The following is a 24,628-nucleotide window of genomic DNA, read 5'->3' as shown; positions in this document are numbered from 1 at the left end:
GAAGTTATGGAGGAATATGCCATGGTAAGGCTTGGACTGATCGGTGCTGGTAGAATTGGAAAGGTACATGCTGAAAACATAGTATCTAGAATACGTGAAGTTGAGCTTAAAAAAATAGCTGATATCTACCTAAATAATGATATTAAAGAATGGGCTCACAGTATTGGTATTAAAAATGTTACTAATGATGCTGGGGAAATTTTTCGCGATCCCGAAATTGATGCAGTGTTAATTTGCTCTTCTTCAGATACTCATGAGCGATTTATAATTGAAGCGGCGAAAGCCGGTAAACACATCTTTTGTGAAAAACCCATTGGAAGTGATATTGAAAAAATTAAAGAGGCACTTGAGATAGTTGAAAATAAAGGAGTAAAGCTACAAGTTGGTTTTGTAAGGAGGTTTGATCACAATCATAAAAAGGTCCATGATGCAGTAAAAGAAGGTAAGATTGGTGAACCCTATCTTGTTAAAATAACCTCAAGAGATCCACAACCACCACCCTTAAATTATTTAAAAGTATCTGGTGGACTATTCTTCGATATGACTATTCATGATTTTGATATGGCAAGATATCTATCCGGCAGTGAAGTGGAAGAAGTATTCGTACATGCAGCAGTTCTAGTGGATCCCGCTATTGGGGAGATAGGTGACTTTGATACGGCAATTATAACTATGAGATTTAAAAATGGAATGCTTGGTGTCATTGATAATTGTCGAAAAGCGATATATGGTTATGACCAAAGAACGGAAGTACATGGCTCCAGAGGATGTATAATGGTAGAGAATGATAGACCTAACACGTCAATGTTGTTAACCAATGAAGGCACTCTAAGTGAAAAACTACTTTGGTTCTTTTTGGAAAGATATAATGATGCTTTTGCTATGGAGCTTAAGTCTTTTATCGATGCAATTATAAATGATACTCAGCCCCCCGTTACAGGTATAGACGGACTTAAGGCGGTCTTAGTTGCTGAAGCGGCAGCTATTTCAGCTAAGGAGGGTAAACCAATAAAAGTAAATGATATATAAGCGATTTAAAAACTCCAGTAAAGGGGGGCCTTCATAGGACATATGACATAGAAGGATAGATTAACAAATATGCAAGTAATTATATTTAGATAGGGGTTGATTATTACGAAAAAATCAGTATGCATAGAAACTATATTTACAGAAGTACCTTTTGAAGAAAGAATTAAATTAGCTAAGGATTTTGGATTTGAATATATTGAGTTTTGGACTTGGAAAGACAAAGATATTGACAAAATAAAAAGTATATGTGAAAACCTTGAAATCAAAGTTGCTAGTTTTTCTGGCGACCAGGATTTTTCTTTAATTAATGAACAAGAAAGCAAAGAATATATCTCTTTTGTAAAAGATTCTATTAAAACCGCAAGATATTTAGATTGCCAATACCTTGTACTTCATTCTAATGCCTTAGGTAAAAATGGTGAGGTTTTGAATCCACACCATGAAATTAGTGACTATAAAAAATTCTATACTATGGTTAATGTATTAAAGGATTTAGCACCTATAGCTGAAGAAGCCAAAGTTACACTTGCGTTAGAGGCGCTAAATACAAAAATAGATCATGTTGGAAATTTTTTGGCTTATACAAAGGATGCTGTTGAAGTAGTTAAATTGATAAATTCTCCCTACATCAAGATATTGTATGATGTATATCATATGCAAATTATGGAGGGTGATTTAATCAATACTATTAAAAAATATATCGAAGTAATCGGGTACGTTCATATAGCAGACGTTCCGGGTAGACATGAACCTGGAACAGGGGAAATTAATTTTATAAATGTGATTGAGACGTTAAAATTGTTGAACTATAACGGAATTATAGGTTTTGAACTATATCCATTAAAAGATTCTAAACAAGCTGTTGCTATTATAAACAACTTATAAATTCTTAAGTAGCTTGCGAGGAATAACGTCAAACTAACATTACGAATTGCAACGAGATACAGCGAGATAATGTAATCCTTTGAATTACAAAGTTTATGAACGCTTATTTTTAAAAAAAATAGGTATACCAGCAGAATACCAAAGGAACTCCAAAGCTGGTTCGCCAAATTATTAGTTTAATAAAATTAAAAATAAAAGGGGAGTGTTTTTATGAGCACCAAAATGCGCGCCGTAGTACTCCATGCCGATTGGGACCCCAAACCGGAATTCAAGTTGGGGCCCAAGGACATTGAAGGCCGGCAGACCTATCTGGGGAGCAAGGTATGGCGCAATCCCAGGGTAACTATCGAGGAAAGGGATGTTCCTCAGGCTGGACCTGGCGAAGTAGTAATCGAAGTTAAAGCCTGCGGTATTTGTGGTAGCGATGTCCATATGGCCCAACCGGATGAACAAGGTTATATTTTATACCCTGGGCTAACCGGTTTCCCGGCTGTACTGGGTCATGAGTTCTCCGGTGTAATCGTTGATGCCGGGCCGGGTGCGTTCGATAAACGGACCAATAAGCCGTTTAAAGGCGGCGAAGCGGTTTGTGCTGAGGAAATGCTTTGGTGCGGCGCTTGCCAGCCCTGCGCTGATGGATGGCCCAACCACTGCGAACGCCTGGATGAGCTCGGATTCAACGTCGACGGCGCCATGGCCAAGTATATAAAAGTTCCCGCCCGTGTAGTCTGGAGCCTTGAACCCTTGCGCGAACATTATTCAGACGAAGAAGTATTTTTGTTGGGGAGCCTGGTGGAGCCTACGTCGGTAGCTTATAACGCCGTGATTGAGCGCAGCGGTTGGGGTATCCTTGGCGGCATCCGACCCGGAGATAACGTAGTCATTTGTGGCGGTGGACCGATTGGTATCGCAGCCTGTGCCATTTTGAAGCGCCAGGGCGCGGCTAAGGTTATTTTATCCGAACCCGAACCGTCCCGGGCCGAATTGGGACGCAAGATGGGGGCGGATTATACCATTAATCCCCTCCAGGAAGATTTCACCGAAAGGGTCCTGGAAATTACCCACGGCTATGGCGCCGCCCTATACCTGGAAGCCACCGGTCTGCCGACGATAGTTTATCCCCAGATTGAAAAAACAATTTGGGAACAAAAAACATTGAATGCCAGGGTCATGGTAGTTGCCCGCGCGGATGCCAAAATGCCGGTGACCGGGGAAGTCCTGCAGGTGCGCCGGGCGCAGATAATCGGTGCCCAGGGGCATTCCGGGCATGGTACCTTCCCGCGGGTTATTGAGAGCATGGCCGCCGGGATGAATATGTTGCCCATGATCACCAAGCAGATCACCCTCGATGAGGTACCCGAAAACCTGGTGACTTTAAGAACTGACCGGAAAGAATGTAAGATTACCGTGCGCTTGGATAAAGAATAAGTTTCACTTTCAACCGGGGCAATTTTACTGTCAAAAAATACAAAGCAAAGGAGTAAAGCATATGGACCAAAAAATATGCAAAGGATGGCTATTAACCGATCACCCGGCCATTATCTTTGAAGACAACGAAGTCGGCCGCCTGAAGAAACAAATCTGGGAGGCCTCCGAAGAAGAAATCGACGCTATCCTGAAAGAATACGAGATTCCTTCAGAACCAGAACTGGGTAAACCCGGTACTTATATCCAGAATACCCCTCGGGTCAAGGTAATCGAAAAGCGCAAGAAAAATGACATAGTGTTTGTGCCTATCGGCTGTACAGAAAACCACGGCCTTCATGCCAACAGCGGCCTGGACACCTTCATGGTCACCCAGATTTTAGAGGGTGTGCGTCGTTATACGGCCAAGCAAGGACGAGAAGTGAGCCTGGCTTTTCCGCCTCTGAATTACGGCGGCCATCCCTACCACCATCTGGGTATGCCTGGAACTGTAATCATGCCCAAAGAAGTCGTTGAGGAAACCGTAATCTACACTATGCTGGGCTTATGGAACGATGGCTTCCGGAAGATTATCCTGGTCAACAATCATGGTCACCTGTGGATGCTGGAATCCGCCATCCAGGAGTTTATGAAACGCTTCCAGTTGCCGGGTGTCTTCCAGGTAATTGATTGGCACCGGGCTGTAAGGGAATTCTTCTTCCCGGTAGATAGAGAAGATAGCCTGCAAACGGACTTCATCCATGCCGATGAATCCGAAACCTCGGTTGCCCTGCTGCTATTCCCCGGCATGATCGATATGAGCGTGGTGCAGGACGCCCAGGGAGAAAGCTTCCTGCCTCCGGGACACTTTGATACTTCAGTGGACCCCTACCGGCGTCCCCACCGCTGGTCCGAAGGAGAAGGGCATGCAGCTATTGAACGGGCGGCCACTCCCCAGGGCGTGGTAGGCAAACCCAGCCTGGCTTCCGCCCGGAAGGCCAAGCGGCCCATCGCTGCCATTTTGAAGTATCTTACCCTGCTGCATGACCACATCCTAGAAGCCTTCCCGCCCGGCACTGTACCGCCGGTTGAAAAGGTAACCTTACGGACGGAAGAAGAAATGCGGCCTTTCCTGAAAGAACCTTTAAGCGAGGGTTGGAAATCAGCATATGAACTGCCCCTTATCGGGCCGTTCTATAAACTGTAATTTTTAAGCGATCTAGATCTAAATTTCATGCGGGCTTCAAGGCAGGCAAAGGCCTATGCCTTGGCCCGCCTTTTAAACAGAAAGGGATTACAAATATGCCTGAAAAGATAAATCTGAACGACCAACAACCGCCTGTTACTGGCAATGACGGCTTGCAGCCTGTTTTAATCGGTCTGGCAGCCAAGCAATCACTGGCCGAAGGCAGGCCTGTTCCTGTTAAATTACCTGCAGGCGGAGGTCTATAAAAATGAAATTAAGTGTGTCCCTCGCTCAAAATGTATCTGATAGCGCCCCCTTTATCCTCAGGGGGCCTTATCTTGATAACATTAAAAAAGCCGCTGAACTGGGGTATGATGCTGTAGAGATCCACGTGCGCGACCCGCGCGAACTTGAGGTGGAGCAGATTTTAAAAGTTTGTCAGGAGGAAGGAATAACTGTTTCTACCCTGGGGACGGGCCTGGGATATGTGGTGGATAAATTAAGCCTGACCCATCCTGAGGCTCAAATAAGAGAGAAAGCTGTTAAGCGTATTTTAGACCATATTGAAGTTGCCTCATGCCTGGGGGCGGGAGTTATTGTTGGCTCAATGCGAGGAGTAATACCTGACATTGGCCAATTTAAACAATATGAAAATTACGCCGCCGAAGGCCTGGCTGTTTGCCTGGAGAAAGCTAAAAAATGCGGCGTGGTGCTTTTCTTAGAAGCTATCAACCGCTATGAAACCAATTTTCTCAATACGGCAGCTGATACTTTAAACTTTTTAGCGCGGTTCAATACCCCTTACCTTAAGGTCCATCTGGACACCTTTCACATGAATATCGAAGAGGTTGATCTTGACGAGACTCTGAAAAAGACGGGGGAAGCACTGGGCCATATTCATTTTGCCGATAGCAATAGATTTTATCCGGGACAGGGACATCTTGATTTTAAAAAGATAATAGCAACCTTGAAAAATATGGGTTATCAAGGTTATATCGCCCTGGAATGCCTACCTTATCCTTCTCCTGAGGAGGCGGCAGCGGGGGCTATAAAGTATCTGAAAAGCTTACTCGATGAGAATTGAGCCATAAAAGGTCTACTGGTTATCAGGGTTAATTGCCGGGAAAGACGACGTGTGCTTTAAAGAAACGGCGATTTTTTCAGGGGAAAATTTCTGAAATTAGTGCCCGGGAAGGAGCAAAAGAAAATGCTTGCACTAAATAAAGCCCTGCTCACCGGTGATTTCAGCTTTCCCCCCAATCTGGAGGCAGGCCCCTACCCGGATAACTTACCGGAGCGGGTCCTCCAGTTCGGGGAAGGCAATTTCCTGCGCGCCTTTGTCGACTGGATGATCCATGAACTGAACAAAAAAGGTTTGTTCCAGGGCCGGGTGGTGGTAGTGCAGCCCCTGGCTCAGGGCCTGGTCGACAAGATAAATAAGCAGGACGGTCTGTATACCTTAATCCTGCGCGGGTATCAAGACGGCCAGATGGTAGAAAAGCGGGAGATTATTACTTCCATCAGCCGGGGTATTAACCCTTACGAAGACTGGCAGGCCGTCCTGCGCTGCGCCGAAGACCCGCGAATCGACATCGTCATCTCCAACACCACCGAAGCCGGCATCATTTTCGACCCCGGTGACAGCTTAACGGCCGCCCCGCCGCGGTCCTTCCCCGGGAAGCTCACAGCATTCCTCTATCACCGCTACAACCATTTCCAGGGCGACCCGGATAAAGGGATGCTCATTCTTCCTTGCGAGCTCATCGACAGGAACGGCGACAACCTCAAAGAAATAACCTTAAGGCTGGCCGAAGAGTGGGGGTTACCGGGAGGATTCCGGCAGTGGCTAAAAGAAGCCAACATATTCCTCAACACCCTGGTGGACCGGGTGGTACCTGGTTACCCCCGCGACGAAGCAGAGCAACTGGCCGGAGAGCTAGGCTATCAAGACGACCTGCTAGACACCGGCGAGCTGTTCCACCTCTGGGTGATCGAAGGCCCTACGCACCTTAAAGAAAAGCTCCCCTTCCATGCAGCCGGCCTCAACGTCATCTGGACGGACGACATGACGCCGTACCGCACCCGCAAGGTACGCATCCTGAACGGCGCCCATACCGCCACAGCCGCCGTAGCCTTCCTAAGCGGCATCGACACGGTAAGGGAGGCTGTAGAACATCCCCGCCTCGGCCGCTTTATAGAGGAATTAATATATAACGAAGTCATTCCCGCGACCGACCTGGATAAAGGAATGCTCACCGAATTTGCCGGGGAAGTGCTGCAGCGCTTCCGCAATCCCTATATCGTCCACCGCTGGCAGAGCATTTTGCTCAACACCACCTCCAAATACAAGACGCGGGTGCTACCGTCATTACTGGACTACGTAGCAAAGAAAAAGGCCGTACCGGCAAAGCTCACCTTCTCCCTGGCCGCCACGGCAGCCCTATTTAAGGACGGCCGGGTTAACGGCCGGCAATTCCAGGGGGAGCGGCCGCAGGGAGAGTTTATTATCGAAGACGCCCCCGAGGCCCTGGCTTTCTGGCAGGCAGCCTGGCAGCAGTATAAAGGAACAGCGGAAAGTGCAAGAGAAGTAGCCCCATATATCCTGGGTAACAGCGAAGTGTGGGGCAAGGAGTTAAATAACGTTCCCGGCCTGGCTGAGAAACTTGGGGATTATCTCCAGGACATTGTTTCTCGTGGCCTGGCGGCAGCCCTGGAAAAAGTGCTGGCAGAAGGAGAAGGAGCATGAAAAAGGCAATCCAGTTGCGGGAAAAAGACAACGTAGCCGTAGCCCTGGTGGATATAACAGCAGGAGAAACCATAGCTATCGCGGGCCGGGAGATAACCTTGCAAGAAAACATCAAAGCCGGCCACAAGTTTGCCCTTTTAGATATGGCCGCCGGCCAAGAAGTAAAGAAATACGGCTATGCAATCGGGATAACCACCCAGCCGGTGAAAGCCGGGCAATGGGTGCACAGCCACAATTTGCACAGCGGGCTGGGGAAGCTAGAAGAATACACCTATACCCCCCTCCCCATAACGCCGGTTGCCTTTGAAGGGAATACGACCTTTCGCGGCTACCGGCGACCAGACGGCCAGGTAGGAGTAAGAAACGAGCTCTGGATTATCCCCACGGTGGGCTGCGTCAACCAGCTGGCCGAGAACCTGGCCCGGAACGCCGCAAAGGAACTGGAGGGTAAAAGCGCAATAGACGGCATATACGCCCTCAAGCATCCCTACGGCTGCTCGCAGCTTGGTGACGACCACCATAATACCCAAAAGCTCCTGGCCTCCCTCTGCCGCCACCCCAACGCCGGCGGGGTCCTGGTCCTGGGCCTGGGCTGCGAAAACAACAATATCCCAGCCTTCCACCAGGTGCTGGGAGAGGTAGACCCAGGGAGGATTAAATTCCTGGTGGCCCAGGAAGCAGAAGACGAGATAAGCGAAGGTTTAAGGCTGATAAAAGAACTAGCGGAACAGGCCGCAAGCTGCGAACGCGAACCCTGCCCAATAAACGAACTAAAAATAGGGCTCAAGTGCGGCGGTTCCGACGCCTTTTCCGGCATAACCGCCAATCCCCTGGTAGGAATGGTAGCCGACCGGATAATAGCAGGGGGCGGCACGGCGGTCCTCACCGAAGTACCGGAAATGTTCGGCGCCGAAACCATCCTCATGGACCGGGCCGTGGATGAAGAGGTGTTTCAAAGGATAGTAAAGCTGATCAACACCTGGAAGCAATACTACCTCGACCACGGCCAGCCGGTTTACGAGAACCCCTCACCCGGCAACAAAGAAGGCGGTATAACCACCCTGGAAGAAAAGTCCCTCGGCTGCGTGCAGAAAGGCGGCACGGCAGCAGTAGTAGACGTCCTGGATTACGGCGACAGGTGCCAGAAGCAGGGGCTCAACCTCTTAAGCGCGCCCGGCAACGACCTGGTATCCTCCACGGCCCTGGCGGCGGCCGGTTGCCAGATCATCCTTTTCACCACCGGCCGGGGTACACCCCTGGGCACCTGCGTGCCGACGATAAAAATCGCCAGCAACACTGGCATTTACTCTAAAAAGCCCCGGTGGTTCGACTTTAACGCCGGCAGGGTCCTGGAGGGTGAGAATATGGCGGAACTGGCAGGAGAATTACTGGAGCAGGTTTTGCGGGTAGCCTCCGGCCAACTCACAAAAGCGGAAGCCCTGGGTGTAAGGGAGATCGCTATATTCAAGTCCGGCGTTACCCTCTAAAAGTCTTTTGAAAGAACTCCTTTACTCTCAAGTTAAATTTTATTTTATGATCCAAACGTCCGTAAAACGGAGTGGGTACGGAGAGGGTAGGGGGATGGTGGGGGGTCGCTAGTTCCTCTCCCTGATCTTTGAGCCTTGTGGCGTTTTGTTTTTTGGTGTAAACTGTTAATAGGGATAGGTTCTGACGGGGGACAGGAGTATGTATCTTCAGGAATTTTACAGGGCATTAGAGATTGTTAGTGCAGCTGTACAGGAAGTATACGGAAACCGTTTGGTTTCCCTGGCTGTTTTTGGTTCCGTAGCCCGCGGCACACCTCGCCCGGATTCCGACATTGATCTTTTAGTTGTTGCCGATAATCTTCCTCAAGGCCGACTAAAAAGGATGGCGGAGTTTAACCGCGTAGAGGAGATCGTGCAGCGCCGCACAGCAGGTTTTAAACATATCCGGCCGGATCTTTCGCCGGTAATAAAAGAGAGGCAGGAGGTACTTGCGGGAAGTTTACTCTTTTTAGATCTAGTTGAGGACGCAAAAATTTATTACGACCGGGAAAACTTTCTGACGCTGTATTTAACCGGATTAAAGGAAAAATTAAAGCATCTGGGAGCACGCAGGGTTTACCACGGAGGGGCCTGGTACTGGGTGTTAAAGAGGGATTATACGCCGGGCGAGGTGATTGAGATATGACCAATATCACCCTGGCCCGGAGCTATCTGGAGAAGGCTACCAAGCGACTGAAAATACTGCCGGTTTTGCTTGACGAACAAGCGTTCTCCGACGTAATAAGGGAAGCCCAGGAAATTGTAGAACTAGCCCTTAAAGGGATGCTCCGGGCTATCGGCGTTGAGCCTCCGAAACAGCATGACGTGGGTTACTTATTAGTGGAGTTCAAGGAACGTTTACCCGAAGAAGTACAGGGAGAGGTAGATAGAATGGCCAGCATATCGAAATGGTTGCGGAAAGAAAGAGAATTCGCCTTCTATGGAGATGTGGATTTTATTCCTACCGAAGAATACACAGAGTTGGATGCCCGGAAGGCCATAAATGGCGCCGAGCTGGTAGTGAAAATGGCTTCTAAAGTGATTTAGGTAAGTACTCAAGGTACTAAGATCTGTTATACCCGTGATGGTTTGACATAAAAATGCCCTGCGGCAATACCCCTGCAGGGCTTTTATTTTGTTAGCGGCATGCACGCAAAAACCCTTTCTGAAAACTCACTACCTTGCACCAGCGGCCCGGATTTCTACTTTAGCACCGTCGGGCACTCTTTTTAGCAGCCCGGGATCGCTTAAGATGCGCCCGATTTTATTTACCGGGCTGGCGGCGCGGGGCTTGTCATCAATGCTGGCGGGCGTAGGTCCAAAAAACACACAGAAGGAGTGCCCCGGCGGCCAGTAGGCAATGTCGCCTATTTCCATTGCTTCTGTGGCACCTTTTTCCAGGCCGGCTTTAACCGGGATGGGGAAGTAAATTTCATCGCCCCAGGTATTCACCCGGCTGCTTATGGGCAGGGCCGCCTCAATTTTCCGGGCGGTTTCGCTGTCGTTGAGCTCGGCAAGTACGGTCAGCTCACCAAAATTGATGGCAATTTGCATATAATATTACCCCCGGCAATGAATTTCCAGGCATATTTTAGCATAAGCAAGGATGGGCCTCAATAATATATTTAGCTTGTGACATAATAAGCTGTAAAAGGCCTGGCGGGTACGTTGACCAAAGCTGATAACCGGAAGGGCCCCGGAAAGGAACCCGGGCTTAGGAGATGACCAGCAGGTTGCGGCGCAAACAGCCTCTACTTATTTTATTGCTCCTGTTACTGGCGGTAATAATGGCAGGGGTGATACTGATGAATCAAAAGGCCGTACCACTACCACCGCGGGTGGAGGAGCCTCCCGGGCCGTTGCCGGCCCGGCAAAGCGCCTATTATGTCAGGGTGCCTGTGGCTGACGTCCGCGCCAACCCCGGCCGGGAGGCGGAATTGGTTACCCAGGCCCTGCTGGGGGATGAGGTAAAGGTATTGGAGCAGGAAGGGGATTGGTTACAGGGCCAGGTACCCGATGGCTATACCGGGTGGTTAAAAACAGCCGATGTGGTCCTGGACACTCCCCCACCGGCCCGGGACCTGGCACTTGTGACCGTTCCCCGCGCCTTACTGTACCGGCAGCCGGGAGGTGCGGACGCCGCCGGTGAAGCCTTAATGGCTACTGACTTACCGCTGCTGCAGCAAAGAGAAGGCTGGATGGAGGTCTGGCTCCCCGGCCGGGGAACGGCCTGGCTACCGGCAAACGAGGTTGAGGTCTGGCCCGGGGGAAAGGTGAAAGGGAAGCGCAGCGGCGAGGATGTAATTAAGACAGCTGAACGCTTACGGGGAGCACCTTATCTCTGGGGCGGGGTCAGCCTTTACGGCATCGACTGTTCCGGGCTGACTTACATTGCCTATTATTTAAACGGTGTCCGGCTGCCCCGGGATGCCGATCTGCAGTTCCAGGTGGGCCGGCAGGTGGCCCGGGAGGAGCTGCAGCCGGGCGACCTGGTTTTTTTCAATACGGAAGGATCGGGGAGCCTGCCCACCCATGTCGGTATTTATAACGGTAACGGGGAGTTTATTAATTCCCGTTCCGGCCGGGGAGTCATAACCAGTCGCCTGGATGAACCGTTATTTACCAGAGGATACCTGGGAGCGCGGCGTTATCTGCCATAAGTATACCCGACGGCAGGACCGGGTGCTTTTACACAGGCGGAAGGAACTTGACAGACAAGGCGCACGGTATTGCAGCTTAAGGCACAAATATATTGTATACTTGCGTGAGAAATATTGCACCGCCCGGCCCGTGTTTATATAATAAGGCAAGGCGGTTGAATAAAAAGACAAGCACCGCTCTGGTTATTGACCAGAGCTTTTCTATGACCGGGAGGAGAACCGTTTTGAGCCAGCTAAAGATTACTGACACCACCCTGCGTGACGGTCACCAGAGCCTCTGGGCCACGCGCATGACCACGGCCGACATGTTGCCCATCATCGAAAAAATTGACAGCGTCGGTTACCATTCCCTGGAGGTCTGGGGCGGCGCCACCTTTGATGTTTGCATGCGCTTCCTGGACGAAGACCCCTGGGAACGCCTGCGGACCCTGAAAAAATATGCGCGGAAAACCCCCCTGCAGATGCTTCTCAGGGCCCAGTCCCTGGTAGGTTACCAGCTGTACCCCGACGATGTGGTGCGGGCCTTTATTGCCAGGGCGGTGGCCAACGGCATTGATATTATCCGTATTTTCGATGCCCTGAATGATTTGCGCAATATGGAAGTTCCTATTGAAGCCGCCAAAAAGGAAGGCGCTCACGTCCAGGGGACGGTGGTCTACACCATCAGCCCGGTCCATACTACCGAGCACTACTTGCAGACGGCCCTGGAACTGGAGAGCATGGGCGTGGACTCCATCTGCATCAAGGATATGGCCGGCCTCCTTGCCCCCTTTGAAGCCTATGAGCTGGTAAAGCTCTTTAAAGAAAAGCTCCACATCCCCGTCCAGCTCCACAGCCACTATATCGGCGGCCTGGCCGTTGGTGCCTACCTGGAGGCCGCCCGGGCGGGGGTGGATGTGGTTGATACGGCCTCGGTCCCCCTGGCCTTCGGTGCTTCCCAGCCACCGGTTGAGACGGTGGTGCGGGCGCTGGCCGGGACGCCTTACGATACCGGGCTGGACTTGAACCTCCTCTTTGAAATCGCCCGTTATTTCGACGACCTGCGCCGGGAGCTGGGTTATGAGCGCGGTGTGACCCGCATTACCGATATGTGGGTCTTCCAGCACCAGGTCCCCGGCGGCATGATATCCAACCTGGTAAGCCAGTTAAAGGAGCAAAAAGCGGCCGACCGCATCAATGAAGTCCTGGCCGAGATCCCGCGGGTACGGGCCGACCTGGGTTACCCGCCCCTGGTAACGCCTACCAGCCAGATTGTCGGCACCCAGGCGGTGCTTAACGTCCTGCTGGGCCAGCGTTACAAGATTGTACCCGGGGAAGTTAAAAACTACGTCCGCGGCCTCTACGGCCGGCCGCCGGTCCCTATAAGTGAAGAAATTCGCCGGTTGATCATCGGGGATGAAGAGCCCATCCAGGGGCGGCCGGCGGATGTCCTGCCGCCGCGCCTGGAAGAAGCCCGGCAGGAAATCGGCGATCTGGCCCGTAGTGAAGAAGATGTCATCAGCTACGCGTTGTTTCCCCAGGTGGCCCGGAAATTTTTTGAAGATCGCCGTGCCGGGCGGTTGCAGCCGGGCCGTCGCACCTTAAAACCCCAGGCCGGGGGTAAGGCCGAGGCAGGAGGTACAAAGAAAATGGATCTCAAGGACATCACCCAGCTCATTAAAGCCTTAGAAGAAACAGGTATTACCGAACTTAACCTGGAAAGCGAAGGGGTCAAAATCATGATCCGCCGTGGCGGTGACCGGGGAGGGAGTACCGGTCCGGCCCCTGTAGTCCAGGTAACCCCGGACGATGAGCCTCGTGCCCGGGTGGACATACCGCCAGTCCAGCCAGCCGACGATATTATCGAAGTCCGGGCACCCATGGTAGGTACTTTTTACCGGGCGCCGGCCCCGGACGCGCCGCCTTTCGTTGAAGTTGGTACGAGGGTTAAACCGGGGCAGACCCTGTGTATAATAGAAGCTATGAAGCTGATGAACGAGTTGACGGCCGAAACCGCCGGCCAGGTTGTCAAGATCCTGGCCGAAAACGGCCAACCGGTGGAATACGGTCAGGTGCTGTTCCATTTAAAGAAAGAGTAGAAACAAATATGCTGAAGTACTAAGGTCTACTTACTGAGCGGTGTAGAGACAGAAACTGCCGCTGAGAAGTATGCTTTTTTCGGAGGATAGGAGATGTTTAGGCGAGTTCTCATTGCCAATCGCGGCGAGATTGCAGTGCGGATTATCCGCGCCTGCCGTGAAATGGATATCGAAACAGTAGCCGTCTATTCTGAGGCCGACCGGGGAGCCCTGCATACCAGGCTCGCTGACAAAGCCGTCTGTATCGGGCCGGCGCCAGCCAACCGCAGTTACCTGCATATTCCCAGCATTATTGCTGCTGCCCAGATGAGCGGTGCCGATGCCATTCATCCCGGTTATGGCTTTCTGGCAGAAAACCCCTATTTTGCCGAGATGTGCGCCACGGCAGGGATCACCTTTATCGGCCCTTCACCGCGTTCCATGCAGCTCATGGGTGCCAAGGCCACGGCCCGGGCTACCATGATTGCTGCCGGGGTGCCGGTAGTACCCGGTTCAGAAGGGGTTGTTAAGGACCTGGATGCCGCCCTTGCTATAGCCAAAGAAATTGGTTACCCCGTTTTAATTAAAGCGTCAGCCGGCGGTGGTGGCCGCGGCATGCGGGTAGCCCAGGGCCCCCGGGAACTGCGCCAGGCCATCCAGACCGCCCAGCGGGAAGCCGAAGCTGCTTTCGGCGATTCCCAGGTTTATCTGGAGAAATATATTGAAGAACCCCGCCATATTGAATTCCAAATATTGGGTGATACCGAGGGGAACCTCATTCACCTGGGCGAGCGCGACTGTTCCCTGCAGCGGCGCAACCAGAAGATCCTGGAAGAAGCCCCTTCCGTAGCCCTGACACCGGAACTGCGGCGGGAAATGGGAGAAGTCGCCTTAAAGGCCGCCAGAGCCGTGGATTATTACAGCACCGGTACGGTAGAATTCCTGCTGGATAAGCATGGCCGCTATTATTTTATTGAAATGAATACCCGCATTCAGGTAGAACACCCGGTGACCGAGGCGGTTACCGGTATCGACCTGGTCCAGGAACAGATCAGGATAGCAGCAGGGGAACCTTTAAGCATCCGCCAGGAGGATGTCCAGATCCGCGGGCATGCTATTGAGTGCCGGATTAATGCCGAAGATCCCAACCATAATTTCCGGCCGGCCCCGGGGCGCATTGAGCGTTACCATGTACCGGGAGGCTTTGGCGTCCGGGTGGACAGCGCTGTGTACAGCGGTTACCTTATTCCCCCCTTTTATGATTCTTTGATTGCCAAGGTAATTGCCTGGGCGCCGGACCGGGAAGCAGCCATCAACCGCATGGCGGGGGCTTTAAAAGAAATGGTAATTGAAGGGGTGCCGACAACTATTCCTTTCCACCAGCAGATTCTGGCCAACGCCTTTTTCCGGCGGGGCGAGATCTACACCAACTTTATCCAGCGCCGCTTGCTGGCCGGGTAAAGTTTTCCCTTTACCATCCAGGTCAAACCGTAAGAATATGGCTGGTCACTTTGGGGATAACGAGTTATTTTCGCCGCAACCAGTTGTGATGGCTACCGGCCTCTGGTATAATATAGAAACAAGTGGAGGTGGATATAGTGGAGAATAATTTAGAACAACAGGCCCGAACTGATCTTGGCACTATAAAAATTACCAACGAAGTGGTAGCCATCATTGCCGGCCTGGCCGCCACGGAAATCGAAGGAGTAGCCGGCATGAGCGGCGGCATTGCCGGCGGTATTGCCGAGCTTTTAGGCCGGAAAAATCTAAGTAAGGGCGTTAAGGTAGAAGTAGGAGAAAAGGAAGCAGCGGTTGACCTGTACATAGTGGTTAACTTTGGCGTTCGTATTCCAGATGTAGCCATCCGGGTACAGGAGAACGTCAAAAGGGCTATTGAATCAATGACAGGGTTACGGGTGGTAGAAGTTAATGTTCACGTCCAGGGCGTAGTATTCCCCCAGGAAGAGAAAGAAGAAGAAACCACCCGGGTCCGGTAGGAGGGTAGTGACTTGTCAATGCTAGACCGGGCCATACTGGCCCTTTTTGCTTTACTGGTGGCGGCCCTATCCCTGGTTACCCTGGCGGTCATCGCCGGCTGGACAGTACCCCTGGACCTTTTTGAACTAAGCCTTTTACGGCCGGACTACCGCTTCATAGCCGGTCTGGTAGCCGCCGTATTGTTCCTGCTGGCCTTGCGATTCTTTTTGGCCAGTGTGCGCCCGGCAGCTGCGAAGGAAGAGCAGGCGATAATTAAATCTGCCGACCTTGGTACGGCCAGCATTGCCCTGCCGGCCCTGGAAAACCTGGTCACCCGGGCCGCCCGTCAGGTGAAAGGGGTGCGGGAAGTGCGGCCCAGCTTGAAAGTTTTCCCGGAAGGGCTGGCCGTGAAGCTCAATATTACCGTTAGCCCCGACCGCAATCTACCGGAATTAGCTGCAGCACTCCAGCAACAGGTCCACGAATATATTGTTGCTACAGTCGGCCTGGAAGTGCCGGAGGTCCAGGTGCGGGTGAACGGTATCTACCAGGAAGGCTTGCGCCGGGTAGAATAGGGGAGAAGAAGGCGTGGAAAATATTTTCGATTTGCTCGGCTATCTCTGGCGGGAACACCGTGGAAAGCTAATCGGGGTCACCCTGGGACTTATTTTTGGGCTTTTAACTGCCATCTGGGGCTTTGGGAAGGCCCTTTTCATCGGCCTTTGTGTAGCTGGGGGCTATCTTATAGGACGTCACCTTGATCAGGGCCGGGGATGGGAGGACCTCTGGAAGCGATTCTTTGGTCGTCGCTGGTAAGGGGGAATAGTGTACTTTGAGTAGAAGGGCAGCCAGGACAAAAGCCCTGCAGGCTCTGTTCGCCATTGACCTGGGCCGCATGGTCCCGGAAAGGGCGGTGGAAGAAGTATTAGCAGAAGAGCAACTTTCACCCCAGGCAGCAGCCTTTGCCCGGGACCTGGTTATGGGGACGGTCACGGCCCGGCAGGAACTTGACGCTATCATCAGCAAGTATGCCGTGGGCTGGCGCCTGGAACGCTTGGCGGCCGTGGACCGCAATATTCTCAGGATGGCTTTGTATGAAATGAAATATTACCCGGATACTCCGGTAAGCGTTATTATCAATGAAGCCATTGAACTGGCCAAAACCTTTAATAACGAAGAAGCCGGCAAGTTTGTCAACGGCTTGCTGGACAGCGCCCGCAAGGAGTTAGGAAGATAGCTGATGGCCATTCTCGGCATCGATACCAGTGCCTATACCTGTTCAGTAGCCATCGTTAGCGATGACGGCGAAGTACTTACTGCCCACCGCCGCCTGCTACCGGTACCCGCGGGGGAAAAGGGACTGCAGCAGGGAACGGCGGTTTTTCATCATGTCCAGATTTTACCGGAGCTGCTGGCTTCAGCTTTCGCCAGCGTACCGGCAACCCGGATCAAAGGCGTGGCAGCAGCTACGAAGCCTCGACCTGTGGAAGGCTCCTATATGCCGGTTTTTACCGTGGCCGCCGGGCAGGGCCGCGTACTGGCAGCGGCATTGCAGGTACCTTTCCTGGCCACCACCCACCAGGAAGGGCATATAGCCGCCGGCCTGTGGTCGGCAGGCTGGCAGCCGGACGGTCCCTTTCTGGCCGTCCACCTCTCGGGGGGGACCTCCGAAATTCTCAAGGTAAACAAGAAAAGCGGCGGTTTTAATATCAGCAAACTGGGGGGCACCCTGGATCTTCATGCCGGGCAGCTGGTGGACCGGGTGGGCGTACTCATGGGCCTCAAGTTTCCCGCGGGGCCGCAACTGGAACTGCTGGCCCGGGAAGCCCGCGAAGAAGAGGGTGAAAAGGTCCGGCTGACCTCAGCCGTCAGGGGGTATAATTTTAGCTTCTCCGGGCCGGCCAGCCAGGCAGAACGCCTGCTGGCGGCAGGTGCTGACCGGGCAGCCGTCGCCCGGGCGGTGGAGCAGTGTATTGCCAATACCCTGGAGCGAGTCTTGCGGGCGGCCGTGTTTGCTACCGGGATTAAAGATATTTTAATCGTCGGCGGGGTGGCGGCCAATACCTACCTGCGCAGCCGCCTGCGTCACCGCCTGGAACACCGTGCCGTGGGAGCCAGACTCTACTTTGCCGCACCGGAACATAGCGCCGACAATGCCATCGGCGTGGCCCTGCTGGGCCGGGAGGTAGTTTAGCGGGCCTTTTCCGGTTGCCGGCGGAAATCCGGCAGGGGAAAGGCCAGGGCAGCAGCCAGGGCGGGAATAATTGCCAGGAGATGAATAACAAAGGGAACACCGCGGGCATCGGCAATACCGCCCAGCAGGAGGAGGCCCAGGCCGCCGGTACCGATGGCGAAACCCATCATCAGGCCGGAGGCCACCCCTATGTGCCGGGGCAGCAAGGATTGAGCCAGGACAATGGCCGGGGCAAAGGTAGATACTACACAAAAGCCGCTCAAGGCCAGTAATATGGCTACCCAGGAACCTTTTACGTACGGGAAGGCCAGAACCAGGGGTATAAGGACCAGCATCGAGGCGATGATCATCTTTTTGGCCCCCCAGTAATCGGCGATACGCCCGCCCACAAGAGTACCTACTGCCCCGGAAATGAGGAAAATGGAGAGCATCGTGCTGGCGAAGGCGGCATCACCGTGGAGGTAATGCTGGTAGTAAAAGGGGATGTAATAGGTTAAACCGGTATGCAGCCAGGAACGCAGGATGACCACCAGAACCAGAAGGGTAATGGCCGCCAGGGAAGCCCGGCTATACTTTTCCTCCTTCTGAGCGGCAGCAGCTACCCGCTGGCCGGCGACCATGGCGCGACCGATAGCCGGCATGGTATGGGCCAGTAAAGCGACAGTAAGAACCGTAGGAAGGATAACCAGCCAGGAGGATTTTAAACCACCGTGGCCGAGGATGAGGGAGGCGATTATTGGCCCCAGGCCGAAGCCCAGGTTGCCCCCTACGGAAAAGACGGCCATAGAACTGGCCTGCATGGGACCGCTGATATAGTGGGCCGACTTGGAAGCTTCCGGGTGGTAGGCAGCTACTCCAAGGCCGCTGATAAAGACGATGGCTGTAAGCAAGTAGTAGTTGGGCACCAGGCCGAAGGCAGCCATACCCAGGCCGGCTAAAAGGCAGCCGACAGGCAAGAGCCAGCGCAGCTGGTACCGATCCGACAGATAACCGAAAAGGGGCTGGATTACGGAAGAACTGATAGTAGATAGGGCGGCAACGACGCTGACCGCCGTAAAGGTAAGGCCGGCCTGTTCTTTATATACCGAGAGGAAGATGGGCAGGAGGCCCTGGTTGATATCGGTAACCAGGTGTCCCAAACTTAGCAGGTAAAGAATACGTTTCTGCACTTCTTCAACCCTCCAGTCTCATCATATCTTAAACCCTGCAGGGATAGCGGTCAAGGATTATTAGCAGGAATATGGGTTTTAACAGCGAATATAATTAAGGTTATATTTAATATTACGTACTAATTTTTGATAGCTTAACTTGTAAGGGGGTAGGGGAAGCCCGTGTACCGTATTGTACGGAAAGAAGTCATGTCACCGGTTATCAAGTTAATGGAGATTGAAGCTCCGGAGGTGGCTGCTAAAGCCCGGGCCGGACAATTTATTATTCTCCGGATAGACGAAGAGGGGGAGCGCATTCCTCTAACAATCGCTGATTTTGATCGCAGCCGGGGCACCATTACTACTATCTTCCAGGAAGTAGGCTACACCACCCGGCGCCTGGGTACCCTGGAGGCGGGGGATGCTCTCGCCGACTTTGTCGGTCCCCTGGGGCAGCCCTCGGAGATTGAAAATTACGGCCGGGTTGTTTGTGTGGGCGGCGGCGTCGGCGTGGCCCCGGTTTATCCCATAGCCCGCGCCTTAAAGGAAGCTGGCAACGAAGTAATTTCTATTATAGGCGCCCGGACAAAGGAACTGCTTATCTGGGAAGACAAAATGCGCGCCGTTTCCAGCGAGCTGCTGGTGGCCACCGATGACGGCAGCTACGGCCACCACGGCTTTGTAACGGACCTCTTAAAGCAGGTATTGGAAGAACGGGGCAATGTAGCCCGGGTCTGGGGTATCGGCCCGGTGGTCATGATGCGGGCTGTGGCGGAAACTACCAGGCCCTTTGGCGTACCCACTATTGTCAGCATGAATCCCATTATGGTGGACGGTACCGGTATGTGCGGCGCCTGCCGGGTCAGCGTCGGCGGGGAGACCAAATTTGCCTGCGTCGACGGGCCGGAATTTGACGGCCACCAGGTAGACTGGCAGCTGGCCTTGCGGCGGATGAACATGTATAGAGAAGAAGAGGAAAGGATTATCAAGTTCCACGAGGGGGGTGGCTGCGGATGCCATTAATTCCCAGAAAAACTCCCATGCCTTCTCAGGATCCGCAGGAGCGTATTCACAACTTTAATGAAGTAGCTCTGGGCTATACCGAAGAGATGGCCCTGGCCGAAGCCGAGCGCTGCCTCCAGTGTAAAAAGGCCCCCTGCCGTCAGGGTTGCCCGGTCGAGGTGGACATCCCCGCCTTTATCAGCTTGATTAAGGAGAAGGATTTTGATGGCGCCATTGCTAAAATAAAAGAAAAAAACAACCTGCCGGCTATTTGCGGGCGGGTTTGCCCCCAGGAAAACCAGTGCGAAAAATACTGTACCGTGGGCAAGAAGCATGAGCCGGTAGCCATCGGCCGCCTGGAGCGCTTTGTCGCAGATTACCAGATGGCTAAGGGCGAAGCGGCGGCCGTACGCAAGGCCCCGGCCACTGGCTTTAAGGTAGCAGTAATCGGTTCCGGTCCCGCCGGTTTGACCGCCGCGGCCGACCTGGCGCGGATGGGACACCAGGTAACGGTCTTTGAAGCCCTCCATGTGCCCGGGGGCGTACTGATGTATGGCATTCCTGAATTCCGCCTGCCGAAAAAAATTGTCCAGCAGGAAATCGACTCCATCCGCCGGCTTGGAGTAGAAATCCGGACCAATGCCGTTGTCGGCAAGGTTACCACCGTGGACGAACTCCTCGCCAGCGGCTACGATGCCGTCTTTATCGGTACGGGAGCCGGGCTGCCCCACTTTATGGGGATACCCGGGGAAAACCTTTTGGGCGTTTACTCGGCCAATGAATTCCTCACCCGGACCAACCTGATGAAGGCCTATCTATTCCCCCGCTATGCCACCCCCATCAAGGTGGGCAGGCGGGTGGCTGTAATCGGCGCCGGCAACGTGGCCATGGACGCGGCCCGTACTGCCCTGCGCCTGGGAGCAGAAGAGTCTTATATTGTTTACCGCCGCTCGGCAGCCGAAATGCCGGCCCGCAAGGAAGAAGTAGAGCACGCCGAAGAAGAAGGGGTCAAGTTCCATCTTCTTACCAGCCCGGTGAAAATCTACGGTGACGACCGGGGAGTAGTGACGGGCATGACCTGCCAGCGCTTTGAACTTGGCGAGCCGGATGCCTCCGGCCGCCGGCGGCCGGTGCCCATCCCGGGTTCCGAGTATGACATGGAAGTAGATACAGTGGTTATGGCTATCGGTCAGGGACCAAATCCTCTGGTCTTAAGGACCACGCCGGGCCTGGAACTTACCCGCAAGGGGACCATTGCCGCCGACGAGGCTACCGGCGCCACTTCGAGGAAGGGCGTCTTTGCCGGCGGCGACATCGTCACCGGGGCGGCAACGGTAATCCTGGCCATGGGCGCTGGCAAAGCCGCCGCGCGGGCCATAGACAAGTATTTGCGGGAGAAGTAATATCCTATTTATAACCTGAAGGAGGTCTAGTGCCATGCCAGCCCAAATCCTGGACGGCAAGCAGATTGCCGCCGCAGTACGGGAAGAAGTCAAGCAGGAAGTAGCCAGGTTGAAAGAGCAGGGGATTACTCCCGGTTTGGCCGTCGTCCTGGTCGGCGACGATCCCGCTTCCCAGGTGTATGTGCGCAACAAGCACCGCGCCTGCGAAGAAGTCGGCATTTACTCGGTAGTCCACCGCCTGCCGAGAGAGACCACCCAGGCCGAACTCCTGGACTTAATCAAACAGCTCAATAACGATCCCCAGATTCACGGCATCCTGGTACAGCTGCCCCTGCCCGAGCATATTGACGAAAAAACCGTCATCGACGCCATCGCCCTGGAAAAGGATGTCGACGGTTTCAGTCCGGCCAATGTCGGCAACCTGGTTATTGGCGACAAGTGTTTTTATCCCTGCACGCCCTATGGCTGCATGGTCCTCCTGGATAAGGCCGGGATTGATCCCAAAGGTAAAAAAGCAGTCGTCGTTGGCCGCAGCAATATCGTCGGCAAACCCATGGCCATGATGCTTTTAGCCCACCACGCCACGGTAACTATCTGCCACTCCCGCACCAAAAATCTGGCCGAGGAGTGCCGCCAGGCCGACATCCTGGTGGCTGCCGTGGGCAAGCCGGAGATGATCACCGGCGACATGATCAAAGAGGGCGCGGTAGTCATCGATGTAGGCATCAACCGCGTAGGCGAGAAAAAGCTGGTAGGGGATGTCCACTTCGAGAGCGCCGCGCAAAAAGCCAGCTGGATTACCCCTGTGCCCGGGGGAGTTGGTCCCATGACCATTGCCATGCTGCTGAAAAATACAGTCGAGGCGGCCCGGCGCTAGTGTCCGGGCAGCGGGTCCTGGCGGTGAGGGAACTCACCGCCTATTTGCAGCGCCTGATAGGCAACGACGGCCGCCTGGCCAACGTCTGGGTCAAGGGAGAGATCTCCAACCTGCGCCGTCCGGTGTCGGGTCACCTCTATTTTACCTTGAAGGACCAGGTGGCTGCTTTGCGCTGTGTTATGTTCCAGGGCCGCAGCCGGAGCTTGAGTATATCGCTCCAGGACGGTCTGGAGGTAATAGTCAGGGGTCACATAGCCATTTATCCCCGGGACGGCGTCTACCAGCTTTATGTGGCCGAAATCTATCCGGCCGGAATGGGTATGGCTACTCTTGCCCTGCATGAGCTGGCGGCCCGCCTGGAAAGGGAAGGCCTTTTTGCCGCCGAACGCAAACGTCCCTTGCCCCTCCTGCCGCGCCGGGTTGGCCTGGTGACCTCACCGAGCGGTGCCGCCCTGCGGGATATGGTGACCGTCAGCCGGCGGCGCTTTCCCGGCATTGACCTGGTGCTGGCCCCGGCTACCGTCCAGGGGGATACAGCTCCCTTTGAACTGGCCCGGGCCCTGGAACTTTTGGGCAAACTGGGCGGGGTAGACGTGATTATCATCGGCCGCGGCGGCGGTTCGGCCGAAGACTTGAGTGCCTTCAATACCGAAATCGTCGCCCGGGCCATTTATGCCTGCCCGGTGCCGGTGATCGCTGCCGTTGGGCACGAGACGGACCTCACCCTGGCCGACCGGGTGGCCGACCGGCGGGCACCAACCCCTTCAGCAGCCGCCGAGATGGCCGTCCCGGTAAAAAAAGAGCTGGAAGAGCGCCTGAATATCCTGGCTACCCGTGCCCGGCGGGGAATGGAGCACCGCCTGCAAATGGCGCAAGCAAAGCTTGAACGCATGGTTAAAAGCCGCGGCATGGCGCGGCCCCAGCAGGAACTGTATTATCGCCAGCAATACCTGGATGGGCTGGAACAGCGCCTGCTGGCTTCCTGGCAGCGCCATGCCGGGGCCAGGGAACAGGCCCTGCAGCTGTTAACGGCCCGCCTGGAGGCCGCCAGTCCCCTGGCCATCTTAAGCCGCGGCTATGCCGTCTGCCGGCGTCCCGGCGGCGGTCCCCCCATCCGGCGCAGCCTGGAGGTGGCTCCCGGGGAAAGGGTGGAAGTAGTCTTAAGCCAGGGCCGCCTCCTGTGTCAGGTGGAGGATGTGGACGGGGGTTAATGTATCGTTTGGGAGGAACTAAAGCATGCCTGAAGGCGAAGAGCTGAAATTCGAAGAGGCTTTGCAGAAACTGGAGGGTATCGTCCGGGCCCTGGAAGGAGAAGGCCTGACCCTGGAGGATTCCCTGACCTATTACCAGGAAGGGATCAGGCTGGTGCGCCTGTGTCGACAGCGCCTGCAGGAAGTGGAGGGCAAACTCCAGGCCCTTCTGGTCCAGGAAGGCGAAGTTGTACTTAAGGAAATCTCTCTATCCGGGGGTGGGGGTTACGGAGATTGAAAGTTATCTGGCTTCCCGCCGGCAACTGGTTCAGGAAGCCCTGGAAAAAAGCTTGCCGCCGGCGGAGAGTTATCCCCCGGCCGTTCACCAGGCCATGCGCTACAGCCTTTTCGCCGGAGGGAAGAGGTTGCGACCCATTCTGGTCCTGGCGGCGGGTGAGGCTGTAGGCAGTCCCCCGGAACCCCTGCTGCCGGCCGCCTGCGCGGTGGAGCTCATCCATACCTATTCCCTCATCCATGATGACCTGCCGGCCATGGATAATGACGATTTTCGCCGCGGCCGGCCTACCTGCCATAAAGTTTTCGGTGAGGCCATCGCCCTGCTGGCCGGGGACGCCCTTCTCACCCAGGCCTTTGCCGTTTTGAGCCAGGTGCCGGACGGCATCCCGGCGGTAAAAGTTCTCCAGGCCATCGGCGAGCTGGCCGCCGCTGCCGGCAGTCAGGGAATGATCGGCGGCCAGGTGGTGGACATGGAGGCCGAGGGCCGGCCGGTTACCCTGGAAACAGTTAATTACATCCACACCCACAAGACCGGCAGCCTCATCCGCGCCTGCCTGCGCCTGGGCGGCATCTTAAGTGGAGCCGGAGAGGAGCAGCTGGCGATATTAACACGCTATGGCGAAAACCTTGGACTGGCCTTCCAGATAACCGACGACATTCTCGATATAGAGGGCGATTTTACCCGCATGGGTAAAAAAGGCGGGATGGATGCAGCCCGGGGCAAGGCAACCTACCCGGCCTGCTTGGGACTGGAGAAAGCCCGGGAGATAGCCGGCGAACTTTGTGTCGAGGCGCAACGGTTAGCCCGTTCGCTGGGGCCGGCTGCCGAACCTTTGTTCTTCATCGCTGGTTACGTTCTTAACCGGCAGGGATAGTCATACGCCAAGCATAAAGGTGTCTGCGGCAGGGAGAAAAGGCATACCGGTGCTGGCTGCCGGCCAGCACTATAGACGGCTTGAGGCCACCAGGGGCTTCTGGCCGTGGTGCTTGCTGTTTAAGGACAAATACCTTATAATACATTCTACCAGCAGAAAAATTTTTGCTTAG

At 54.1% G+C, this 24,628-nt stretch carries 26 protein-coding genes; 24 read left to right on the top strand and 2 right to left on the bottom strand.

All coding sequences use genetic code 11. The annotated features are described in order from the left end of the window. Positions 1–21 precede the first annotated feature (21 nt). The 10 genes from iolG (at position 22) to MCACP_RS08400 (ending at position 9,823) form a co-directional block, all read left to right on the top strand. Positions 22–1,029, top strand: a complete 1,008-nt coding sequence (gene iolG / locus MCACP_RS08445; protein ID WP_406676348.1) for an inositol 2-dehydrogenase — start codon at positions 22–24, stop codon at positions 1,027–1,029. A gap of 96 nt (positions 1,030–1,125) precedes the next feature. Further along, positions 1,126–1,914: a TIM barrel protein gene (locus MCACP_RS08440; RefSeq protein WP_406676347.1), complete on the top strand. Its 789-nt coding sequence runs from the start codon at positions 1,126–1,128 to the stop codon at positions 1,912–1,914. 210 nt (positions 1,915–2,124) lie between these two features. Then, positions 2,125–3,342, top strand: a complete 1,218-nt coding sequence (gene iolM, locus MCACP_RS08435; protein ID WP_106006079.1) for a scyllo-inosose 3-dehydrogenase — start codon at positions 2,125–2,127, stop codon at positions 3,340–3,342. Between the two features lie 61 nt (positions 3,343–3,403). After that, the gene (gene iolN, locus MCACP_RS08430) at positions 3,404–4,525 is read left to right on the top strand and encodes a 3-dehydro-scyllo-inosose hydrolase (RefSeq protein ID WP_106006078.1); all 1,122 of its coding nucleotides are present in this window, start codon (positions 3,404–3,406) and stop codon (positions 4,523–4,525) included. Between the two features lie 95 nt (positions 4,526–4,620). Beyond that, positions 4,621–4,770 (top strand): hypothetical protein, encoded by a 150-nt coding sequence (locus MCACP_RS08425; protein ID WP_170066356.1) that lies wholly within the window; start codon positions 4,621–4,623, stop codon positions 4,768–4,770. A 2-nt stretch (positions 4,771–4,772) separates the two neighbouring features. Next, positions 4,773–5,588, top strand: coding sequence for a TIM barrel protein (locus MCACP_RS08420; protein WP_406676346.1), 816 nt, complete (start codon positions 4,773–4,775; stop codon positions 5,586–5,588). A 123-nt stretch (positions 5,589–5,711) separates the two neighbouring features. Beyond that, positions 5,712–7,250 (top strand): tagaturonate reductase, encoded by a 1,539-nt coding sequence (locus tag MCACP_RS08415; protein WP_406676345.1) that lies wholly within the window; start codon positions 5,712–5,714, stop codon positions 7,248–7,250. After that, positions 7,247–8,737, top strand: a complete 1,491-nt coding sequence (locus MCACP_RS08410) for a UxaA family hydrolase (RefSeq protein ID WP_406676344.1) — start codon at positions 7,247–7,249, stop codon at positions 8,735–8,737. Before MCACP_RS08415 ends, MCACP_RS08410 begins: the two co-directional genes overlap by 4 nt. Before the next feature lie 199 nt (positions 8,738–8,936). Continuing rightward, positions 8,937–9,422 carry a nucleotidyltransferase family protein gene (locus MCACP_RS08405; RefSeq protein ID WP_406676343.1) on the top strand — a complete coding sequence of 162 codons (486 nt, stop codon included), beginning with the start codon at positions 8,937–8,939 and terminating at the stop codon, positions 9,420–9,422. Further along, positions 9,419–9,823 carry a HEPN domain-containing protein gene (locus tag MCACP_RS08400; RefSeq protein WP_406676342.1) on the top strand — a complete coding sequence of 135 codons (405 nt, stop codon included), beginning with the start codon at positions 9,419–9,421 and terminating at the stop codon, positions 9,821–9,823. Before MCACP_RS08405 ends, MCACP_RS08400 begins: the two co-directional genes overlap by 4 nt. Before the next feature lie 129 nt (positions 9,824–9,952). Here the strand turns inward: MCACP_RS08400 and MCACP_RS08395 are convergent, their stop codons facing one another. After that, on the bottom strand, positions 9,953–10,330 hold the full coding sequence (locus MCACP_RS08395; protein ID WP_406676341.1) for a cyclophilin-like fold protein: 378 nt from the start codon (positions 10,328–10,330) through the stop codon (positions 9,953–9,955). Between the two features lie 167 nt (positions 10,331–10,497). Between MCACP_RS08395 and MCACP_RS08390 the strand changes: the two genes are divergently transcribed. From MCACP_RS08390 to MCACP_RS08355, 8 genes are all read left to right on the top strand, one after another. Beyond that, positions 10,498–11,436, top strand: coding sequence for an NlpC/P60 family protein (locus MCACP_RS08390; RefSeq protein ID WP_406676340.1), 939 nt, complete (start codon positions 10,498–10,500; stop codon positions 11,434–11,436). A 203-nt stretch (positions 11,437–11,639) separates the two neighbouring features. Beyond that, complete coding sequence (gene accB / locus MCACP_RS08385; RefSeq protein WP_406676339.1) at positions 11,640–13,514, top strand: acetyl-CoA carboxylase biotin carboxyl carrier protein; 1,875 nt, start codon at positions 11,640–11,642, stop codon at positions 13,512–13,514. 93 nt (positions 13,515–13,607) lie between these two features. Continuing rightward, on the top strand, positions 13,608–14,954 hold the full coding sequence (gene accC, locus MCACP_RS08380; RefSeq protein ID WP_406676338.1) for an acetyl-CoA carboxylase biotin carboxylase subunit: 1,347 nt from the start codon (positions 13,608–13,610) through the stop codon (positions 14,952–14,954). Between the two features lie 137 nt (positions 14,955–15,091). Beyond that, positions 15,092–15,490 carry an Asp23/Gls24 family envelope stress response protein gene (locus tag MCACP_RS08375; protein ID WP_406676337.1) on the top strand — a complete coding sequence of 133 codons (399 nt, stop codon included), beginning with the start codon at positions 15,092–15,094 and terminating at the stop codon, positions 15,488–15,490. A gap of 18 nt (positions 15,491–15,508) precedes the next feature. Then, on the top strand, positions 15,509–16,045 hold the full coding sequence (gene amaP / locus MCACP_RS08370; RefSeq protein WP_406678721.1) for an alkaline shock response membrane anchor protein AmaP: 537 nt from the start codon (positions 15,509–15,511) through the stop codon (positions 16,043–16,045). 13 nt (positions 16,046–16,058) lie between these two features. Next, the gene (locus MCACP_RS08365) at positions 16,059–16,286 is read left to right on the top strand and encodes a DUF2273 domain-containing protein (protein WP_406676336.1); all 228 of its coding nucleotides are present in this window, start codon (positions 16,059–16,061) and stop codon (positions 16,284–16,286) included. 16 nt (positions 16,287–16,302) lie between these two features. Then, a complete protein-coding gene (gene nusB, locus MCACP_RS08360) occupies positions 16,303–16,707 on the top strand; it encodes a transcription antitermination factor NusB (RefSeq protein WP_406676335.1) in 405 nt (134 codons plus the stop codon). 3 nt (positions 16,708–16,710) lie between these two features. Next, positions 16,711–17,664, top strand: a complete 954-nt coding sequence (locus MCACP_RS08355) for an O-sialoglycoprotein endopeptidase (RefSeq protein WP_406676334.1) — start codon at positions 16,711–16,713, stop codon at positions 17,662–17,664. On the opposite strand, the gene MCACP_RS08350 is transcribed toward MCACP_RS08355, so the two are convergent. Further along, positions 17,661–18,833, bottom strand: coding sequence for an MFS transporter (locus MCACP_RS08350; protein WP_406676333.1), 1,173 nt, complete (start codon positions 18,831–18,833; stop codon positions 17,661–17,663). The genes MCACP_RS08355 and MCACP_RS08350 overlap by 4 nt on opposite strands. 162 nt (positions 18,834–18,995) lie before the next feature. On the opposite strand from MCACP_RS08350, the gene MCACP_RS08345 reads away from it, so the two are divergent. The 6 genes from MCACP_RS08345 to MCACP_RS08320 are packed head-to-tail and all read left to right on the top strand — an operon-like array spanning position 18,996 to position 24,456. Next, a complete protein-coding gene (locus MCACP_RS08345; protein WP_406676332.1) occupies positions 18,996–19,835 on the top strand; it encodes a sulfide/dihydroorotate dehydrogenase-like FAD/NAD-binding protein in 840 nt (279 codons plus the stop codon). Further along, positions 19,826–21,217 carry an NADPH-dependent glutamate synthase gene (gene gltA, locus MCACP_RS08340; RefSeq protein ID WP_406676331.1) on the top strand — a complete coding sequence of 464 codons (1,392 nt, stop codon included), beginning with the start codon at positions 19,826–19,828 and terminating at the stop codon, positions 21,215–21,217. Before MCACP_RS08345 ends, gltA begins: the two co-directional genes overlap by 10 nt. Before the next feature lie 34 nt (positions 21,218–21,251). After that, on the top strand, positions 21,252–22,094 hold the full coding sequence (gene folD, locus MCACP_RS08335; protein WP_406676330.1) for a bifunctional methylenetetrahydrofolate dehydrogenase/methenyltetrahydrofolate cyclohydrolase FolD: 843 nt from the start codon (positions 21,252–21,254) through the stop codon (positions 22,092–22,094). After that, the gene (xseA, locus tag MCACP_RS08330) at positions 22,094–23,305 is read left to right on the top strand and encodes an exodeoxyribonuclease VII large subunit (RefSeq protein WP_406676329.1); all 1,212 of its coding nucleotides are present in this window, start codon (positions 22,094–22,096) and stop codon (positions 23,303–23,305) included. The genes folD and xseA overlap by 1 nt, the downstream gene beginning before the upstream one ends. A 25-nt stretch (positions 23,306–23,330) precedes the next feature. Further along, complete coding sequence (gene xseB, locus MCACP_RS08325) at positions 23,331–23,582, top strand: exodeoxyribonuclease VII small subunit (protein ID WP_406676328.1); 252 nt, start codon at positions 23,331–23,333, stop codon at positions 23,580–23,582. Continuing rightward, positions 23,533–24,456 (top strand): polyprenyl synthetase family protein, encoded by a 924-nt coding sequence (locus MCACP_RS08320; RefSeq protein WP_406676327.1) that lies wholly within the window; start codon positions 23,533–23,535, stop codon positions 24,454–24,456. The genes xseB and MCACP_RS08320 overlap by 50 nt, the downstream gene beginning before the upstream one ends. The last annotated feature ends 172 nt before the right edge of the window (positions 24,457–24,628 follow it).

Origin of the sequence: Neomoorella carbonis, assembly GCF_045278715.1 — a bacterium.
Taxonomy (GTDB): domain Bacteria; phylum Bacillota; class DSM-521; order Neomoorellales; family Neomoorellaceae; genus Neomoorella; species Neomoorella carbonis.
Note: the sequence above shows the minus strand (reverse complement) of the source record. Positions and strands in the feature narration are given on the sequence as shown.

Coding starts and splice junctions, on each gene's coding strand:
- iolG (WP_406676348.1), top strand. CDS start 22: ATGGTAAGGCTTGGACTGATCGGTGCTGGTAGAATTGGAAAGGTACAT.
- iolM (WP_106006079.1), top strand. CDS start 2,125: ATGAGCACCAAAATGCGCGCCGTAGTACTCCATGCCGATTGGGACCCC.
- iolN (WP_106006078.1), top strand. CDS start 3,404: ATGGACCAAAAAATATGCAAAGGATGGCTATTAACCGATCACCCGGCC.
- MCACP_RS08425 (WP_170066356.1), top strand. CDS start 4,621: ATGCCTGAAAAGATAAATCTGAACGACCAACAACCGCCTGTTACTGGC.
- MCACP_RS08420 (WP_406676346.1), top strand. CDS start 4,773: ATGAAATTAAGTGTGTCCCTCGCTCAAAATGTATCTGATAGCGCCCCC.
- MCACP_RS08415 (WP_406676345.1), top strand. CDS start 5,712: ATGCTTGCACTAAATAAAGCCCTGCTCACCGGTGATTTCAGCTTTCCC.
- MCACP_RS08410 (WP_406676344.1), top strand. CDS start 7,247: ATGAAAAAGGCAATCCAGTTGCGGGAAAAAGACAACGTAGCCGTAGCC.
- MCACP_RS08405 (WP_406676343.1), top strand. CDS start 8,937: ATGTATCTTCAGGAATTTTACAGGGCATTAGAGATTGTTAGTGCAGCT.
- MCACP_RS08400 (WP_406676342.1), top strand. CDS start 9,419: ATGACCAATATCACCCTGGCCCGGAGCTATCTGGAGAAGGCTACCAAG.
- MCACP_RS08395 (WP_406676341.1), bottom strand. CDS start 10,330: ATGCAAATTGCCATCAATTTTGGTGAGCTGACCGTACTTGCCGAGCTC.
- MCACP_RS08390 (WP_406676340.1), top strand. CDS start 10,498: ATGACCAGCAGGTTGCGGCGCAAACAGCCTCTACTTATTTTATTGCTC.
- accB (WP_406676339.1), top strand. CDS start 11,640: ATGACCGGGAGGAGAACCGTTTTGAGCCAGCTAAAGATTACTGACACC.
- accC (WP_406676338.1), top strand. CDS start 13,608: ATGTTTAGGCGAGTTCTCATTGCCAATCGCGGCGAGATTGCAGTGCGG.
- amaP (WP_406678721.1), top strand. CDS start 15,509: ATGCTAGACCGGGCCATACTGGCCCTTTTTGCTTTACTGGTGGCGGCC.
- MCACP_RS08355 (WP_406676334.1), top strand. CDS start 16,711: ATGGCCATTCTCGGCATCGATACCAGTGCCTATACCTGTTCAGTAGCC.
- gltA (WP_406676331.1), top strand. CDS start 19,826: ATGCCATTAATTCCCAGAAAAACTCCCATGCCTTCTCAGGATCCGCAG.
- folD (WP_406676330.1), top strand. CDS start 21,252: ATGCCAGCCCAAATCCTGGACGGCAAGCAGATTGCCGCCGCAGTACGG.
- xseB (WP_406676328.1), top strand. CDS start 23,331: ATGCCTGAAGGCGAAGAGCTGAAATTCGAAGAGGCTTTGCAGAAACTG.